General features: G+C 53.8%; 14 protein-coding genes. 5 read left to right on the top strand and 9 right to left on the bottom strand.

The window, feature by feature from the left end; translation table 11 throughout:
• Positions 1 to 7: 7 nt before the first annotated feature.
• Positions 8 to 1,441, bottom strand: coding sequence for an FGGY family carbohydrate kinase (locus ACEQ15_RS04170; RefSeq protein ID WP_370277798.1), 1,434 nt, complete (start codon positions 1,439 to 1,441; stop codon positions 8 to 10).
• Positions 1,442 to 1,628: 187 nt separating this feature from the next.
• On the opposite strand from ACEQ15_RS04170, the gene ACEQ15_RS04165 reads away from it, so the two are divergent.
• On the top strand, positions 1,629 to 3,767 hold the full coding sequence (locus tag ACEQ15_RS04165; protein ID WP_370277797.1) for a tRNA(Met) cytidine acetyltransferase TmcA: 2,139 nt from the start codon (positions 1,629 to 1,631) through the stop codon (positions 3,765 to 3,767).
• 246 nt (positions 3,768 to 4,013) lie between these two features.
• Positions 4,014 to 4,562: a hemerythrin domain-containing protein gene (locus tag ACEQ15_RS04160; protein ID WP_370277796.1), complete on the top strand. Its 549-nt coding sequence runs from the start codon at positions 4,014 to 4,016 to the stop codon at positions 4,560 to 4,562.
• A 55-nt stretch (positions 4,563 to 4,617) separates the two neighbouring features.
• Here ACEQ15_RS04160 and ACEQ15_RS04155 read toward each other — a convergent pair whose 3' ends face one another.
• The 5 genes from ACEQ15_RS04155 to ACEQ15_RS04135 all read right to left on the bottom strand — a co-directional run bounded on the left by ACEQ15_RS04155 (position 4,618) and on the right by ACEQ15_RS04135 (position 9,722).
• Positions 4,618 to 5,754, bottom strand: coding sequence for a DUF484 family protein (locus ACEQ15_RS04155; RefSeq protein ID WP_370277794.1), 1,137 nt, complete (start codon positions 5,752 to 5,754; stop codon positions 4,618 to 4,620).
• Between the two features lie 144 nt (positions 5,755 to 5,898).
• The gene (locus ACEQ15_RS04150) at positions 5,899 to 6,492 is read right to left on the bottom strand and encodes an indolepyruvate oxidoreductase subunit beta (protein ID WP_370277793.1); all 594 of its coding nucleotides are present in this window, start codon (positions 6,490 to 6,492) and stop codon (positions 5,899 to 5,901) included.
• The gene (locus ACEQ15_RS04145; protein WP_370277792.1) at positions 6,489 to 8,354 is read right to left on the bottom strand and encodes a thiamine pyrophosphate-dependent enzyme; all 1,866 of its coding nucleotides are present in this window, start codon (positions 8,352 to 8,354) and stop codon (positions 6,489 to 6,491) included. The genes ACEQ15_RS04150 and ACEQ15_RS04145 overlap by 4 nt, the downstream gene beginning before the upstream one ends.
• A 313-nt stretch (positions 8,355 to 8,667) precedes the next feature.
• On the bottom strand, positions 8,668 to 9,126 hold the full coding sequence (locus ACEQ15_RS04140; protein ID WP_370277791.1) for an Lrp/AsnC family transcriptional regulator: 459 nt from the start codon (positions 9,124 to 9,126) through the stop codon (positions 8,668 to 8,670).
• 119 nt (positions 9,127 to 9,245) lie between these two features.
• The gene (locus ACEQ15_RS04135) at positions 9,246 to 9,722 is read right to left on the bottom strand and encodes a GNAT family N-acetyltransferase (protein WP_370277790.1); all 477 of its coding nucleotides are present in this window, start codon (positions 9,720 to 9,722) and stop codon (positions 9,246 to 9,248) included.
• 103 nt (positions 9,723 to 9,825) lie between these two features.
• Between ACEQ15_RS04135 and ACEQ15_RS04130 the strand changes: the two genes are divergently transcribed.
• On the top strand, positions 9,826 to 10,515 hold the full coding sequence (locus tag ACEQ15_RS04130; RefSeq protein ID WP_370277789.1) for a pseudouridine synthase: 690 nt from the start codon (positions 9,826 to 9,828) through the stop codon (positions 10,513 to 10,515).
• A 133-nt stretch (positions 10,516 to 10,648) separates the two neighbouring features.
• Here the strand turns inward: ACEQ15_RS04130 and ACEQ15_RS04125 are convergent, their stop codons facing one another.
• Together ACEQ15_RS04125 and ACEQ15_RS04120 are read right to left on the bottom strand one after the other, a co-directional pair.
• Positions 10,649 to 10,849 carry a cold-shock protein gene (locus ACEQ15_RS04125; protein ID WP_370277788.1) on the bottom strand — a complete coding sequence of 67 codons (201 nt, stop codon included), beginning with the start codon at positions 10,847 to 10,849 and terminating at the stop codon, positions 10,649 to 10,651.
• Between the two features lie 316 nt (positions 10,850 to 11,165).
• On the bottom strand, positions 11,166 to 11,777 hold the full coding sequence (locus ACEQ15_RS04120) for a riboflavin synthase subunit alpha (RefSeq protein ID WP_370277787.1): 612 nt from the start codon (positions 11,775 to 11,777) through the stop codon (positions 11,166 to 11,168).
• A gap of 347 nt (positions 11,778 to 12,124) precedes the next feature.
• On the opposite strand from ACEQ15_RS04120, the gene ACEQ15_RS04115 reads away from it, so the two are divergent.
• On the top strand, positions 12,125 to 13,018 hold the full coding sequence (locus ACEQ15_RS04115) for a TIGR01777 family oxidoreductase (RefSeq protein WP_370277786.1): 894 nt from the start codon (positions 12,125 to 12,127) through the stop codon (positions 13,016 to 13,018).
• Here ACEQ15_RS04115 and ACEQ15_RS04110 read toward each other — a convergent pair.
• Positions 13,012 to 14,634, bottom strand: coding sequence for a BatD family protein (locus tag ACEQ15_RS04110; RefSeq protein ID WP_370277785.1), 1,623 nt, complete (start codon positions 14,632 to 14,634; stop codon positions 13,012 to 13,014). The genes ACEQ15_RS04115 and ACEQ15_RS04110 overlap by 7 nt on opposite strands.
• Positions 14,635 to 14,849: 215 nt before the next feature.
• On the opposite strand from ACEQ15_RS04110, the gene ACEQ15_RS04105 reads away from it, so the two are divergent.
• On the top strand, positions 14,850 to 15,071 hold the full coding sequence (locus ACEQ15_RS04105) for a DUF2835 domain-containing protein (protein ID WP_370277784.1): 222 nt from the start codon (positions 14,850 to 14,852) through the stop codon (positions 15,069 to 15,071).
• The last annotated feature ends 16 nt before the right edge of the window (positions 15,072 to 15,087 follow it).

The raw sequence follows: 15,087 nt of genomic DNA, 5'->3' as shown, positions 1-15,087 counted from the left end.
TGAGGTGTTAGCGGCGTGCTCCGCTGATGATCAGTGCAGCATGCAGCAGTTGGGTCCAGCTTTGGTAGCGGGCATTCAGGGCCGATGCTGAGGCGGGGGGAAAAACCGTTTCCTCACACTGGCGCCAGTTCCGGCTTCTGGAGAGCAGCCAAGCAGCACCCCGGGCGGAGGATTCCGGGTTATTCATCCGGTGAACGTTGAGACCACTCAGGTTGGCTAGCCCCTGGGCCATCCAGTCCAGTTGGCTCAGACCGCCACTGAGGTTGATGCTGCCGGGAAAGCTTCCCACATCCCGCATGGCGTTAATATTCCGTTGGATGAGAAACAGGATGCTCTCCGCAACTGCCAACACCTTCGATTTGGCGTCAAAGGGCGGTACACCCTGCCAACCACTTTCCAGAGGGCACCAATCGGGGGAACCCAGTCCACCAACACCGTTCACAAACAGTGGCAGCGGTTGATAGCGCTGGCGCCAGGTATCGCTGTTCTGATAGTTCAGGCCCAATGGCAGGCTGGTTAGATTGAGTGCAGTCGCGGCCCCGTTGATGGTGCCTTCCAGCACCAGCAGCTCATCATTCAGGTCACTGTAGGCCGGCGAGATCAGCAATCGGGTGAGTGGGCGTTCCTGGGCTTCCACCAGAAGCGGCATCTGTACAAAGGCGCCTGTCCCCATGTTGACCGACAGCATGCTGGGATTTGGCCAACCGTTGCTGAACAGGGCCGCGGGTTGATCGCCACACACCAGTTTCAGCGGGATACGTGATCCGGCAATCTCCAAGGTACCGTATCGGTAGTGGCTGGGGCGGATGTCGGGCAGGTATTCCGGTGGCACATCAAACAGTGCACACAGGGGATTGCTCCAGTTCCGCGCTTCCAGTGAATAGAGCATAGTGCGAGAGGCGTTCACCCGGTCGACCAGGAAGGGATGCTCGCGGCACAGGTGAAAGATCAGGAAGGATGCCAGCGGTCCGCATGCCATCTGGTAATGGCGCTGGGCTTCGATCAGGGCATTGGAATTGAGCAGATAGGACCACTTGCTTGCAGGACTGTGCCCGTTGGGCACCAAGCCGGAGATACGTTGGATCTCCTTGAAGTGGTGGTAGAGCTGGTCGATGATCGACTGGCCACTGTTATCCTGCCAGCTGATCACGGGTGTCAGTGGTTGGCCGGTGATCCGGTCCCAGCACAGGCAGGCTGATCGCTGAGAGATCAGCGCAGCACGCATTGGCAGTTTCCGTTGTGAAGGAGAAAGCTGTTGCAGAGCACAGGTAACTGCGCGCCGCAGGGCGTCCACAATCAGCTTAGGATCGGGCGCAGTTGTATCGATATCGGTTTTTTGCTCAACGCGGGCCTGAGCTAAACTTTCTCCGTAGTCGTTAAATACCAGCGCACGGCTGGCTTGCCCGCCCTGATCCAGAACCAGATAGAGCGTGTCTGACAAACGTGGTACCTCGGGCTTAAGCCTGTATCTACAGCATAGTCCTGAGTCAATTACACAGCGAGCAAATCAGCTACAATGCACGCAGTTTGCGAATAGTACAGAGGTGTAGTCATCTTATTGAGGCGGACAGCAGCGTACGTTGGCAGGGAAAGTGCAGTCATAGAAGTCGTAGTTTGGGAGGTAGTACGTGACCCGGCGTGAAGCTGTGAAGCAGATGCAGGCGAATGCGCGTCAGAATAACCATCGGCAGTTGTTGGTGGTGTCGGGCGAGCGACACTGGACATTGGCCAAGGCCCAGAAGATCCAGGGATGGATAGCGGGTGAAAATGATCGCAGCCTTTGGGTGTCACGTCAGGCGCCGGATAAGAGCCTGCAAGCGGGATCACGTGACCTGCATCGCTATCTGGGCCAAGAGATCGATCTGTTGATCTACGATGCCTGGGATGGCTTTAATCCCAATGCTTTCGGGCAGATCAGCGGAACCTTGTGTGGCGGTGGTGTGTTGGTACTTTTATGCCCACCGCTGAATGAATGGGCCACCTATGATGATCCGGAGCACAGTGCACTGGTGGTTGAGCCCTACGGCACCGATCAGGTGGGGCGCCGCTTTATCTCCCGTCTTGTAAACCTGCTGGAAGCGGGTGACCAGGTTGCCTTGATCACACCGGACAACCTCAAAGCCTGCCGTCCTCGTAACTCCAAAGCTCTAGCAGACGTGTCACTGGCTGACACGATCTATGCGTCCGAAGATCAAAAGTCGGCCGTTGAAAAGATCCTTAAAACTTTATCGCGTGGACGTCGTCCGGTTGTCATGACGGCTGACCGCGGGCGCGGAAAATCTGCCACCCTGGGGATAACCGCCAGTCAGCTTATTCACAAAGGCGCTGAGTCGATCTGGGTAACGGCACCGTCCTTGGACAATGTGACAGAGGTGTTTGCCCATGCCGTCAATCACCTGAGCGATACACAGATTGAAGTTGGCCGTATTACCAGCGGTAATGCCACGCTGCGGTATGTGACACCGGATGAGGCCTGCCGACTGGATGGTCAGGGGGCGGTGATGCTGGTGGATGAGGCCGCGGCGATCCCCGCGCCGGTGCTGGCCCGTCTGCTGGAGCGGTTTCCGCGTATCGTCTTCTCCTCAACCATTCATGGCTACGAAGGAACGGGGCAGGGCTTTGCTGTTCGCTTTCGGCGTGAACTGGACCGACGTACACCCAACTGGCGTGCCGTGGAGTTGAGGGCACCGATACGTTGGGCCGCCGAAGACCCACTGGAATCCTTCGTGTTCGAGAGTTTGCTGCTGAATGCGGATGCGGCCTCAACCGAAGAGATCGCTGCCTGTACTGAGATTGATCCTGAGATTTTCGAAATTGAACGCGATCAGCTGCTACAGGACGAAACCTTGCTCAACCAGTTGTTTGGTTTGCTGGTGATCGCCCACTACCGCACAACCCCGGGTGATCTGCGAATTCTGTTAGACAGCCCGAACCTGCGAGTCTGGATTGCCCGTCAGAACAATCTGGTGATTGGGGCCGCATTGATTGCGGAAGAGGGACCGCTGGCGGTTAACCTGGCGCAGGCTGTATGGGAAGGTAAACGCCGTCCGAAAGGCCACCTGGTGCCACAAACCGTTATTGGGCAGGAAGGGTACCTCGAAGCCGCGCCGCTAAGGTGTGGGCGAATCATGCGCATCGCCGTGCATCCGGCTCTACAGCGTCAGGGGATTGCACGCCAGATGTTGCGCGAGATTGCCAGCGTGGGCGCGGAGCAGGGATGGGATTACCTGGGCTCCAGTTTCGGTGCCACCGAGGAGTTGTTGCTGTTTTGGCAGAACAACGGCTTTGGCACCATCCGCCTGGGTGAAACCCGTGATGCGGTGAGTGGCACCCATGCGGCGCTGGTGTGCCGACCACTGTCTGATCCGGGGCGCCTGATGTATAACCACCTGCGTGACCGTTTTACCCAGCAGTTGCCTTTATTACTGGGCTACAACCTGCGTGATCTGGAGGTGGAGGTCTTGCCGATGTTACTGCAGGGGATGCGCTTTGATACGGACCTCAGCAGCCATGATATGCGTGACCTGGAAGCCTTCGTGCAACACAACCGCAGTTACGAGAGTTGTATCGTACCAATCCGCAAGCTGGTTATCCGTTCATTGAAAAACCGATCCGTTTGGCACGCACTTACACCAGACGAGCTATCCTTACTTGTATCAAAAGCTTTACAGATGCGTAGCTGGGATGAGATCGACGCCGGAGCAGGCCGAAAATCTCTGATGCGACGGATGCGCGCGCTGATTGGTGAATGCCTCCGTTTATCGTGAACGGAATGGCTTCGTTGTACTCATACAGGGTATGGGTTTGCCCATGTATTGTTTTCGAAGGAAAGATGTCATAAGCCCTTGCTAGGCTCTGTCCTGATCTGATGACTGACCCCGGTACTGCCGCCACCGCGTGGTAAATGAACGTTTTGTAGCCATCTTTCGTAGACGATTGACAGGTATCAAAACTACCGGGTGAGACCGGACTATATAGTTAGTCAGATGCACACAATCATTGGAGGCTCCATTATGACCATCCTGAATGAGCTGCACCAGGATCACATTAACCTGAACAAGATGCTCGCAATTCTGCGCCTGAAGGTTGAGAAGTTGCGTGCAGGGAACCACCCGAACTTCAGTTTGATGGCGGATGTCGTCGACTATATCTCCAATTACGCCGATGCGTATCATCACCCGCGTGAAGACAGTATGTATGCCCATTTCAAAGGGCGCAGCGACGAACTTGACGCAATGATCGATAGTTGTGAAAAAGCACACCATGATATGCGTACCACCTGCCATGAGCTGGCTGACACCATCGATGGCATATTGCATGATGCAGTGATACCGATGGACGAGTTCACCGATAAGCTCGAAGCCTTCCTGGATGAGCAGAGCGAACACCTGAAGTTGGAAGAGGGCTCTGTATTCCCATTGCTGCAGGGTGTAGCCAGTGACGAGGACTGGCAGCAGCTGATCGCTGAGCTACCAAAATTTGACGATCCACTGTTTGGTGAAAAGCAAGCGGCTCAGTACAGCGATCTGTACAAAGAGCTGATCGTGGATATGAACGAATAATCACCGCATGCCGGGATTTTACGGCATCCAATCTTATTCTGAATAACCTTGGGAGTCAGACAACTTCGAGTTGCGGCTTCTGAGGTGGTTCAGATCCCGCCGTTGCCACATAGTTGACCTGATCGCGGCCGGCAGCTTTCGAATGATATACCGCTTTGTCTGCAGCTGAGATCAGGCTGTAGGAGAGTTTTTCAAAGGTATCTCGTTTATAAGTGGCCGGGTGGCAGGTAGATACGCCAATCGATGTCGTCATGCGGAATGGTTCGCCCTGGTCACTGCGGAAGATCAACGCGTTGAATTTGCTACGCAGGTTTTCTGCCAGTTGCACGGCTTGTTGCTCGTTACAGTTCGGCAGCAGGATTGCAAACTCCTCACCGCCGTAACGGGCAACCACATCCGACTTTCGCTGTTGCTGCTTGAGGAATCCCCCAACCGTGCGAAGCACCCGGTCACCGGTGATATGGCCGTATTTGTCGTTAACCAGCTTGAAGTAATCCAGATCCAGGAACAGGCAGCTTAGTGGGTATTCACTGCGGCTGGCCCGTGAGATCTCTCGCTGGATCTCTATCTCGAAGGAGCGTCGGTTATTTACCTTGGTGAGCATATCGATGATGCTCATCCGTTTCATATTCTCGTAGTTGATACAGTTCTCGATGCAGATTGAGATCACCGAGGCCAGATGCTTGATGTAGTCGTACAGCATCTCACTGGAGTATCGGCTCGGGTCGCGGCTGCCCAGATGCAGACTACCAATCAGGCAGTTGTGGCGCTCCAGCGGTAGCAGGGCGCAGGAGAGAATATAGTGTGATGCTGGAAATGCGGCTTTTTTTACCTGATCATCCGGCTCGCCCACGGTGAGTTTGCGGTCGGGATAGATCGACTGAAGCATGCGCTGATTTTCAACAAAACGCAGGGAGTTCGCAGGGGATGGCGGAACATAGTCCTCGAGAAGGCTGCGGGCAGCCTGTTCCGGGTCAAACAGGATCAGGTTCACAGCATCAAGGCGGAAGTATTCCCGAAATTCGATCAATATCAGGTCGAGCAACTCAGACAAGGAGGTACAGGAAAGAAGACGGATCTCCATCTCAAAGAAACTCTTCACGATCGCTTCATTGCGCTCGGCTTTAGACGCCAATATACGCATTGATCGTTTGAGTTCTCTGTTTTCCCGTTCCAGCGATTGTTTGCTCATCCTGTCCCCGGTTTCGTCCCCGTACTGAAATACTATCGGCGAACTGTGACAAATATAAAGCCATTTTAATTTGGAAGGAACTGCAAAAATCAGGCGCTTAGGTGCGGGCACCAGGCTGGTACCCGCAGAATCAGAGATAAGGGATCAGGCAAAAGCTTTTCGGCCCAGATCAAAGGCCTGCTGGTTCAGGGCAACCAGCTTCTCGCCTTTATGGCGGAAACGATCCAGCAGAGATTGTTCCAGTGTTTCAGCGGGAAACGGCAGGTGATCGGAGATCGCACCCAGCATGATACTGTTGATCAGCCGGCGGTCGCCCAGCTCGATGGCGGACTGACCCGCGTTGTAATCATGGGTTTCGATACCCATCGCCCGCACCTTTTCCAACGGTGAATCCGGGTAGTCGAACAACCCGATGGAGACTACCGGTGGCTCTTGAGCGTAGGTATTCACCATCAACAGGCCGTCCTGCTTCAGGTGAGGGGCCCAGCGCAACGCTTCGGCGGGTTCAAATGCCAGCATCAGGTCGGCGGTACCCGGCTTGATCGCCGGGGAATAGACCTTGGGGCCAAAGCGCACGTGCGAGGTCACCACGCCGCCACGTTGCGCCATGCCAGCTACTTCCGTCTTTTTCACGTCATAGCCCAGGGATAGAGCCGTGGTACCCAGAATGTCGGCTGCGGTCATGACACCCTGTCCGCCGATGCCGACTACGAGAATATTGGTTACGTCGTTACTCACTTGATCTCCACCGCATCGATTTTGCTGACATTAAACGCCGGAACAATCGCATCTGGCGCACAAGGTTTAGTACAGAGGCCACAGCCGGTGCAGGCTGCGGTATCAATGCTGACAAACGCCAGCTCTTTCTCTTTACCGTTGGGTTTCACCACGGTTTCGCGGCGGTCAACCAGAATGGCCGGGCACCCCACGTCCAGACAGTTGCTGCAGCCGGTGCATTTGTCCGCTTCCACCTTCAACGGCGGCAGTTTGCTGTAGCGTTCGGTAAGTACGCAGGGCTGGTTGGTGATAATGACGGACGGTTCCGGGATCTTGACCTCGGTACGCAGGGCTTTGAACAGCACCGGCATCTCGTACGGGTTCACCTCATGGATACGCTCGGGTTTGACGCCCAGTGCCTCACACAGCTTACGGAAATCCACCTGCATGGTTTTTTCACCCTGCAAGTTCAGGCCAGAGGAGGGGGCATCCTGGCCACCGGTCATCCCCACCGCGCGGTTATCCAGCAGTAAAATGGTGACGTTGCCCTGGTTGTAGGTGATATCCAGCAGGCCCTGCATACCCATATGCAGGAATGTGGAATCGCCAATGACGGCCAAAACGTTCTTGTTGGCATCAGAGTCTGCACGGCCCTTGTCCAGGCCTTGGGCAACGCTTAGAGAAGCGCCCATGCTGATGGTGGTGTCCAGTGCATTCCACGGATGGCCAGCACCCAGGGTGTAACAGCCGATATCACCGGAGATAATGGTGTTCTTGATGTGTGAAAGGCAGTAGTAGATGCCTAGATGCGGACAGGCCACACACATGGTAGGTGGGCGGGGAAACACCTCGTGGGTTGGGATCAGTGCGCTCTCTGCAATGGCTTCACCAATTAGTTTGCTGACCGGTGGGGTAATCACGGCCGGCGCCATCTCGCCAATCTTTGGTACCAGATCTTTGCCGTGAACCTCCACGCCAGCAGCTCGTAGTTCGGTTTCCAGTAGGGGCTCCACCTCCTCAATCACGACGGTGTTTTCGACTGTCGTGGAGAACTCACGGATCGCTTCGATCGGTGCTGGATGGCTGAAACCCAGTTTGAATACGGGAGCATCCGGGAATGCTTCCTTAACGTGATAGTAGGCGGCACCGGAAGTGACGAACCCGACTCGGCTATCACTGCCTGCTTCAACACGGTTGAGTGTAGTTTTTGTCGTGTAAGTTTTCAGTGCCTCGTCACGCGTCATCATCAACGGTATACGGGTTTTGGCATTACCTGGAACCATTACATAGCGTGATGGATCCTTCTTAAACCCTGTGCTTTCGTGGGTTTCAGGTTCATGGGTGACCACAACCCCTTTTACATGGCAGATGCGGGTGGTCAGGCGCACGATGACCGGGACTTCGAACTGCTCTGAGATGCCGTACGCGGCTCGGGTCATCTCGTACGCCTCCTGCGCATCGCTGGGTTCCAGCACCGGGAGGTGGGCAAAACGTCCCCAATAACGTGAATCCTGTTCATTTTGAGAGGAGGAGAGACCAACATCGTCAGCTACAACGATTACCAGTCCGCCGACCGCACCAATCAGGGTTTGCGTCATAAAGGCGTCAGACGCGACGTTCATACCCACATGTTTCATGGCACAGAGGGCGCGACTGCCAGCAAGAGAGGCGCCGATGGCGACTTCCAGAGAGACCTTCTCGTTGATCGACCACTCAGAATACATATCCGGATACTTGGAAACGTATTCGAGAATTTCGGTTGATGGCGTGCCTGGATACGCGGCTGCAACTTTCACACCCGCATCACGGGCGGCCTGGGCAACGGCTTCGTTTCCGGAGATAAACTGGCGCAGATCTGCAGATCTGGGTTCTACGGCGTTCAATGTCGGCTCCTTATGCTGTGCTTATGATAATTTTTGGTCGCACATGCATGTCAAAAGTGAATCATATTGAACATGTTACGCAGAGCAGGCAGCGGAGCTTTAGATATAGATCAAAGAATGGTCAAAACATCCCGTGAATGGGTTTGTCTTGAAATAATGTTTCTCTGGTGGTGTTTTATTGGAATTATTTTTCCGTCTCGGTTTGGCGGGTAAAAGGCCGTACCTTTGGTGGATAAGGCGGCGAGACGGCTAAATGAAATAGGAACGTGTGGTGAAAAAAGGCTAGTGAGGCCCCTTTCGGGGCCGCTTGGGATCAAAGAGGAAGCGCGGTTGTCGACTTTTTCTGGTTCAACACAAAGCTGGTATTCATCGAGCGGATGTCGGTTTGCACCAGCAGCTCCTGGTTGATGTACAGTTCGTAGGCTTCCATGCTCGCGCATGCAATTTTCAGAAGGTAATCGTACTGGCCACTGACGGCGCAACACTCCAGAATCTGTGGGCTTGCCGTCACAAAGGCATCAAACCGTTCGCTTGATTCAGGACGGTGGTCATTCAAGGAAACCTGGGCGTATGCCAGCACCGGTACGCCAATCTCTTTGGGTGACAGCAGGGCGACATATTCCTGGATCACACCCATCTCCTCCAGGCGCTTTACGCGACGCCAACAGGGGGAAGGCGACAGACCGACCTTGTCCGCCAGTTCTTGGTTGGAGAGGCGGGCATCTTTTTGCAGTTGATCAAGGATTGCGCGGTCGAGTTCGTCGAGCTTCATCGGTAAATTATTTCTCTGATTCGGTGTGTGGTGGAACAATCTTCTCAAAGAGGGTCATTGTAATGCCTTTTGGGCAAAGGATCAGCGGAAATTGTCCTAAAATCGAGGTTTTGGAAGGATTATTTCAAAAGTTTGCTGGCAATGACTTCGTACGGGCTGAATCCGGCCTGTTGCCAGAACTGCTCAGCAGGCTGGTTTCCCGAGTCCCAGGCTACCTGAAGGGATTGGGCGCCCATCTGCTTCAGAGACTGTTCTGCTGTGTTTAACAGAGTTTGGCCAACGCCTTCGCGCCGATGTTCCGGGGCCACCCACAGTGAATACAGCACCGCCACAGTTGGTAGTTGCACGGCAGGTTTTTCGTAGATGTACGCTGAGAGTGTACCAATCAGCTTTGAATTGCGTACCGCAACCAGAGAGAGAGCGGTTTCCGAAGTGATGCTGTGTGTGACCAGGTTACGGGTGCGTTCCTGGATCTCTGCCTCTTTATCCCCGCCAAACGGATGCTGATTTTTACTCGCCTCCAGTTGCTGCCATAAAGCGCAGACTGAATCGATCTCTTCAAGCGTTGCGGGGCGAATTGTGATAGAGGGTGTCATAAAGCGGGGCTCAGTATTATGCAGTGCTTTTAAATTACGTGTGTTCTTCAGTGTGGGCAAGTTATCAGGTGAGGTTAAAAAGGTTCTGGCATAATAGCGCTCTATGCGATTAGACCGATTCTTAACCCAGCAAACCCGTGAAAGCTCCCGACAAGTTCGCCAGTTCCTGTTGGCGGGGCGTGTTTGCGTGGACGGCGTGATAACCCGTGATGGCTCGCAGAAAATGGCGCCGATGCTGCGGGTCACCCTGGATGATCGTGTCTTGCAGGGCGGGCAGGCCAAGTACTTTATGCTGCATAAGCCGATAGGTGTGGTCAGTGCCACCAAGGATGATAAACATCGTACGGTCACCGATCTGTTTGCAGCGGAGCTTCGCGCTGACCTGCACATAGCGGGACGTCTGGATCTGAATACGACCGGCCTGATGCTGTTAACCAACGATGGCCGTTGGTCGCGACGGGTCACGCAACCGGAAACGCGCATTCCCAAGGTTTACCACGTACAGACAGAAGACCCGATCGAAGCGGGTTACGCGGAGGTATTCAAGCAGGGGATTCATTTTGCGTACGAAGGATTAACGACCCTTCCTGCAGACTTGGATCTACTGTCATCGCACAGTGCACGTCTGACCCTGTTTGAGGGGCGTTATCACCAAGTAAAAAGAATGTTCGGCTATTTCGATAATAAGGTGATTGGATTGCACCGGGAAAAAATAGGCGGACTGGTGCTGGACCCGAAATTGCAGCCGGGAGAATATCGTCAATTATCAACAGAAGAGATTGCGATGTTTTAAATATCTATCTGTTTAGACAAATAAATATAAAACGAAGATAGTTCCTGGAGAAATCCAAGAATATAAATGCGGGTAGAGATATAGATCAGGACGACCGGGAAGCCGCCCTGATGTACCGGTAAACGTAAAGCTATTACAGCTTAGTTACGTTCTCAGCCTGAGGACCTTTAGGACCCTGAGCAACGGTGAATTCTACTTTCTGGCCTTCCTGCAGAGAGCGGAAGCCTTCGGACTGGATAGCAGTATGGTGTACGAATACGTCTGGGCCCTGTTCCTGCTGAATGAAACCGAAACCTTTCTCGTCGTTAAACCATTTTACGATGCCAGTAGCCATAATTAGTCTTACCTTCTTGTTACGTTTTGAAAATTAAGCCTTTTTTATTATTTAAAGGCCGGGTTGCTAAGAAATGGTGGTGTTACTAATGAGGCCCTGACGAGGTATTCCAATGGTACTTCGTAGTAGTGCACACGAACACTGCCTAAATTTCAAGCTAAGTCAGTATACGCCATAAACAACAAGTAGCAACTTAAAAAATCAACATTATTGCAAATAAAATTTTTTCATTATCAGGCCCTGGTTACAGATTGATGACTAATGTGTCGGACCTTGCTTGCTACCTGAAGTTGCTCACAACTTGTTCAGCGGTGACTCAGTTTTGGTTCTGGCGCATGTAGCGCTCTACGGTATCGACCACGGCCTGAGTCTGTGGATCAATTTCCAGATTCACCTTGTTGCCGACCTCCGCGTTGCCGAACACGGTCAGTCCCAGGGTTTCCGGAATCAGATAGACGTTAAAGCGGTTGTCTTCCACTTCGCCGATGGTGAGGCTGCAGCCGTTAAGCGCGACAAACCCTTTTGGCAGGATGTATTTCATCCATGCCTCGTTGGTCTCAAACCACAAAATGCAGTTGTTCTCCGGTTTCTCGATCTGGCAGATGGTCACCTGATCATGCACGTGCCCTGACAGCAGGTGTCCGCCGATCTCATCGCCAAAGCGTGCGGCACGCTCAAAGTTCACTTGATCACCGACGGATAGCGTGCCAAGGTTGGTCACCCGCAGGGTTTCCATGATCAGGTCGAAGCTGACAAGGTTGCCCTCAAACGCGGTGACAGTCAGGCAGGTGCCGTTTACCGCAATACTGGCACCCAGCTGGAGATTGTCTGCACGCTCTGCAGGCAGTTCCAGTTGCAGTCGCATAAACTGGTCATGTTTTTCGATGGATGTGATGGTGGCTGTGCCCTGAACGATGCCGGTAAACATGGCTTATTTCTCTCAAACTACGAATCTGACGTCTAAAATCTATCGTAAGCCTATCAGTTAAAGAAGGTACGAATAAGTCCTGATAGTGCTCTGCAAGCCATTAAGCCTGTAGATGCAAGGCGCAGTTTGCAGGTAATGGCCGTAGCCCTTGGCAAAAACTGCAACACCGCAGATGCAGGCTTAAGGGCTTGCCCTAAGGGGCTTTCGGGAAGATACACACTCGGTGTCAGCGCTTTTTGTAAGGTTTCAACATTACAGCAAAACGCTTCCTTGATTGTGAACCTTCCCGAAAGCTAGAGTGCCTTCAGGACTTGTTCGTACCTTCTTCAGATTCAAGGGAGTGTGGCATGAAAGTGCTTATCACCGGCGGTACCGGATTTATCGGCCAAGCATACATTAAGTGGCGTCAGCCCCACGGCATGAACTTTACCTGCATAACGCGTAATCCGGAGCGAGCAAAAAAAATACTGGGTCCTGATGTGCGCACGGTCTCCTCGTTGATGGAAGTAGACGAAGAAGCTTTCGACGCGGTGATCAACCTGTGTGGCGAGCCGATCGCGGATCGACGCTGGAGTGAAAAACGCAAGAAGCTGTTGCGTTACAGCCGCTTGACGATGACACACGCGCTGGTGGATTGGATGGCGATGTCCGAGAAAAAACCTTCAGTGTTTATCAGTGGTTCAGCCATCGGTTACTACGGTACCCATCCCGGTGATGATCTGTTGGTGGAAGCCAGTGCGGTACGTCAGGGCTTTACCCATTCTTTATGTGCAGACTGGGAAGAGGAGGCGATGCGTGCAGCCGATCTGGGTGTGCGGGTGTGCTTGATACGTACCGGTGTGGTGCTGGGTGAAGGTGGTGCGCTGAAAAAGATGCTACCTCCATTCAAGATGGGGGTAGGTGGTCCGATTGGCGACGGTAGGCAGTGGATGTCGTGGATCCATCTTGAAGATGAGCTGCGTGCGATTGATTTCCTGTTGCGTCACCAGACACTGCAAGGTGCTTTTAACCTGACCGCGCCGGAAGCAAGTCGTAACGCCGAGTTCGCGCAAGCGCTGGGGCGTTCACTCAAACGCCCGGCAAAATTGCCATTGCCGCCGTTTGTAGTGGAGTTGATGTTGGGTGAGGGGGCTGAACTCCTGTTGGAAGGTCAGCGTGTATATCCCCAGCGTTTAATGCAGGCGGGATTTGAGTTTAAGTATCCCGAACTCGATCAGGCGCTGGGGCAGATCTTTCAGTAACTGCCGGTCAGGCGGCGATCGCGGATCTTGTCCAGCGCTTCCAGCAGCAGATCGCCGCGCCACAGGTGCTCTTCACCGTGGTCGAGATGGTGCTCCAGGTCCATCAACAATAGTTGCAGGGTCTGGCTGCCGGAGGCGCGTGCAATATCTTCGTTATCGTAGATATCCTCATTGGGCCAGGTGTGCTGTGCCCACTCCAACAGAAGTAGCTGGCTGGTCGCGCATTGGTTCTGGCTGCAGGCCAGGCTGAGCTCTTCAAAGCTATTGGCTTCGGACAGATCGTAATAATCGATATCCTCCACACTCTCCTCCAGCGGTGGCGGTAGCGCCTGCTCTTTTTGTTTGCCGATACGAATTCGGTTGAAGGAGTAAAGCCAGCCCAGGCTGGAGACGATCGCAAGACCGGTCAGTAGCCAGATCAAAAGGTTGCTGTTGTTCGTGGGTGGAGTATCCGGATTGTTCACCCCAGGTGTATCGGACAGGGCAGGCTCAATCGTTACTGGAGCCGGTGTGGCTTTAGCTGCAGATACGTTAATCAGGCGGGCCTCAATGGCAACATCTTTCTCACGATCCTGACTTACATCCCACCAGGGGATACGAATCGCCTGCAGGGTAATCTCTCCGCGCTCGTACGGCGTGATAGTCAGCGCTTCGGTGCGAGTGCTGATAATTCCTTGATCGGTCATACGCTCTTCAAGGATAACGTTGTCGAGCTGGATATCTGCCAGTTCGTTCTTTAAAGGGCTTAGCGCGGGCAGCTCTGAGGCCACAATGCCGTGGGCTTCCAGGGTGATCTTGCGGGTCAAGGCTTCACCCATGGTCGTGCTGTTCCGCGGTTGCAGATTGTCTTCCAAGCTCACCTGGGTGGCGGGTAGCCAGTAGCCCGGTCGTTTTTGAAGTGCTTCAGGCAACACGGCCACTTCGATCGGTGTCTTCTGCAGGTTCTGGTCAACGCTACCGGATTTGCCGTCGTTATAGCTGATCGGCTCCAGCCGGATCAGACCAGTCTGTTGAGGATAGATGCCGTAGCGGCGCTCCAGCACCTGGTAGTTCTGCCCGCGCAACCGGGTCGAATAACGCCGCTCTTCACCCAGTGGTTTAATGACCGCGTCAGTGGTGATTGGGTGGCCAAGGTGTGCCTGGTCTGGCAAAGGCTGCTGGTGGAACAGACGGACCGTCAGAATCGCCTGGCTATGCAGATAGATTTCATTGGTATCCAGCTCGGTTTCGAGCACCATCTGGTGACCCAGCAATGGGCTTGCACCACGCTCGCTGGGTAGGATGTTGAGGGCGATCGGAAAGGTGCTTTCGCCGCCGATGCGGATGGCCGGGATGGTCAGCGGGCCCTGTTTCAGTGGGCGCAGCATGACCCGCCAGCGGGTGGTGAAGCGTGGCTCACCTCCGGTGTAGCTGGAGATGGTCATCTGTTTGCTGCCCACAATCCGGAACTGCTTATGCAGGGATGAGAGATCCGGATTCTGCTTAACTTTCTGATCGGCCTCGATGGTCAGTTGCAGTGTTTCTCCCAGCTCCAGTGTCTGCACATTCACCTGAGCATTTACGGCCGCCTGCAGGGGAAGGCTGATCAGGGAGCAGAGCAATAACAACTTTCGCATAGAGTGGGCTTTCCAACGGGCCAGATTCAAAACCAGACTATTATGGGTAAAGCGTCTGTGCTTATCAAACCATGTAAGCCACTGGGCAGACTCGGTGAGTAGAGGATGCGCTGCACTATGGTGCTTGGCAGATCGGTGTCCTCTATATAAAGTTGGGTGATTGAATTTGTTTGGTCTTTGCCGGTTGCTTATACCGGTCGTTTTCTTTGCTGTGTATGAACAAAATTATATTTGATATCCATCTGCCTGCGGATGAATATCTGCGGGTCTATAAAGGTAGCGCACGTGATGTGGTAACCCGGGCGCTGGATGGGCGTACCGTGCGCTTCCCCGCCAATATCCTGCAACCATACCTGCTGCATGCCGGTATCTTTGGTCGTTTCTGCATCACCTTTGACCGTAGCGGTCGTTTTCAGAAGATCGAGAAGCTCTCCTGAAAGTGGCCGTGGCCTG

The sequence above is a fragment of the Pontibacterium sp. genome (assembly GCF_964228735.1).
Lineage (GTDB): Bacteria > Pseudomonadota > Gammaproteobacteria > Pseudomonadales > Balneatricaceae > Pontibacterium.
The sequence above is the reverse complement of the archived record's forward strand: the minus strand, read 5'-3'. Positions and strand labels throughout refer to the sequence as shown.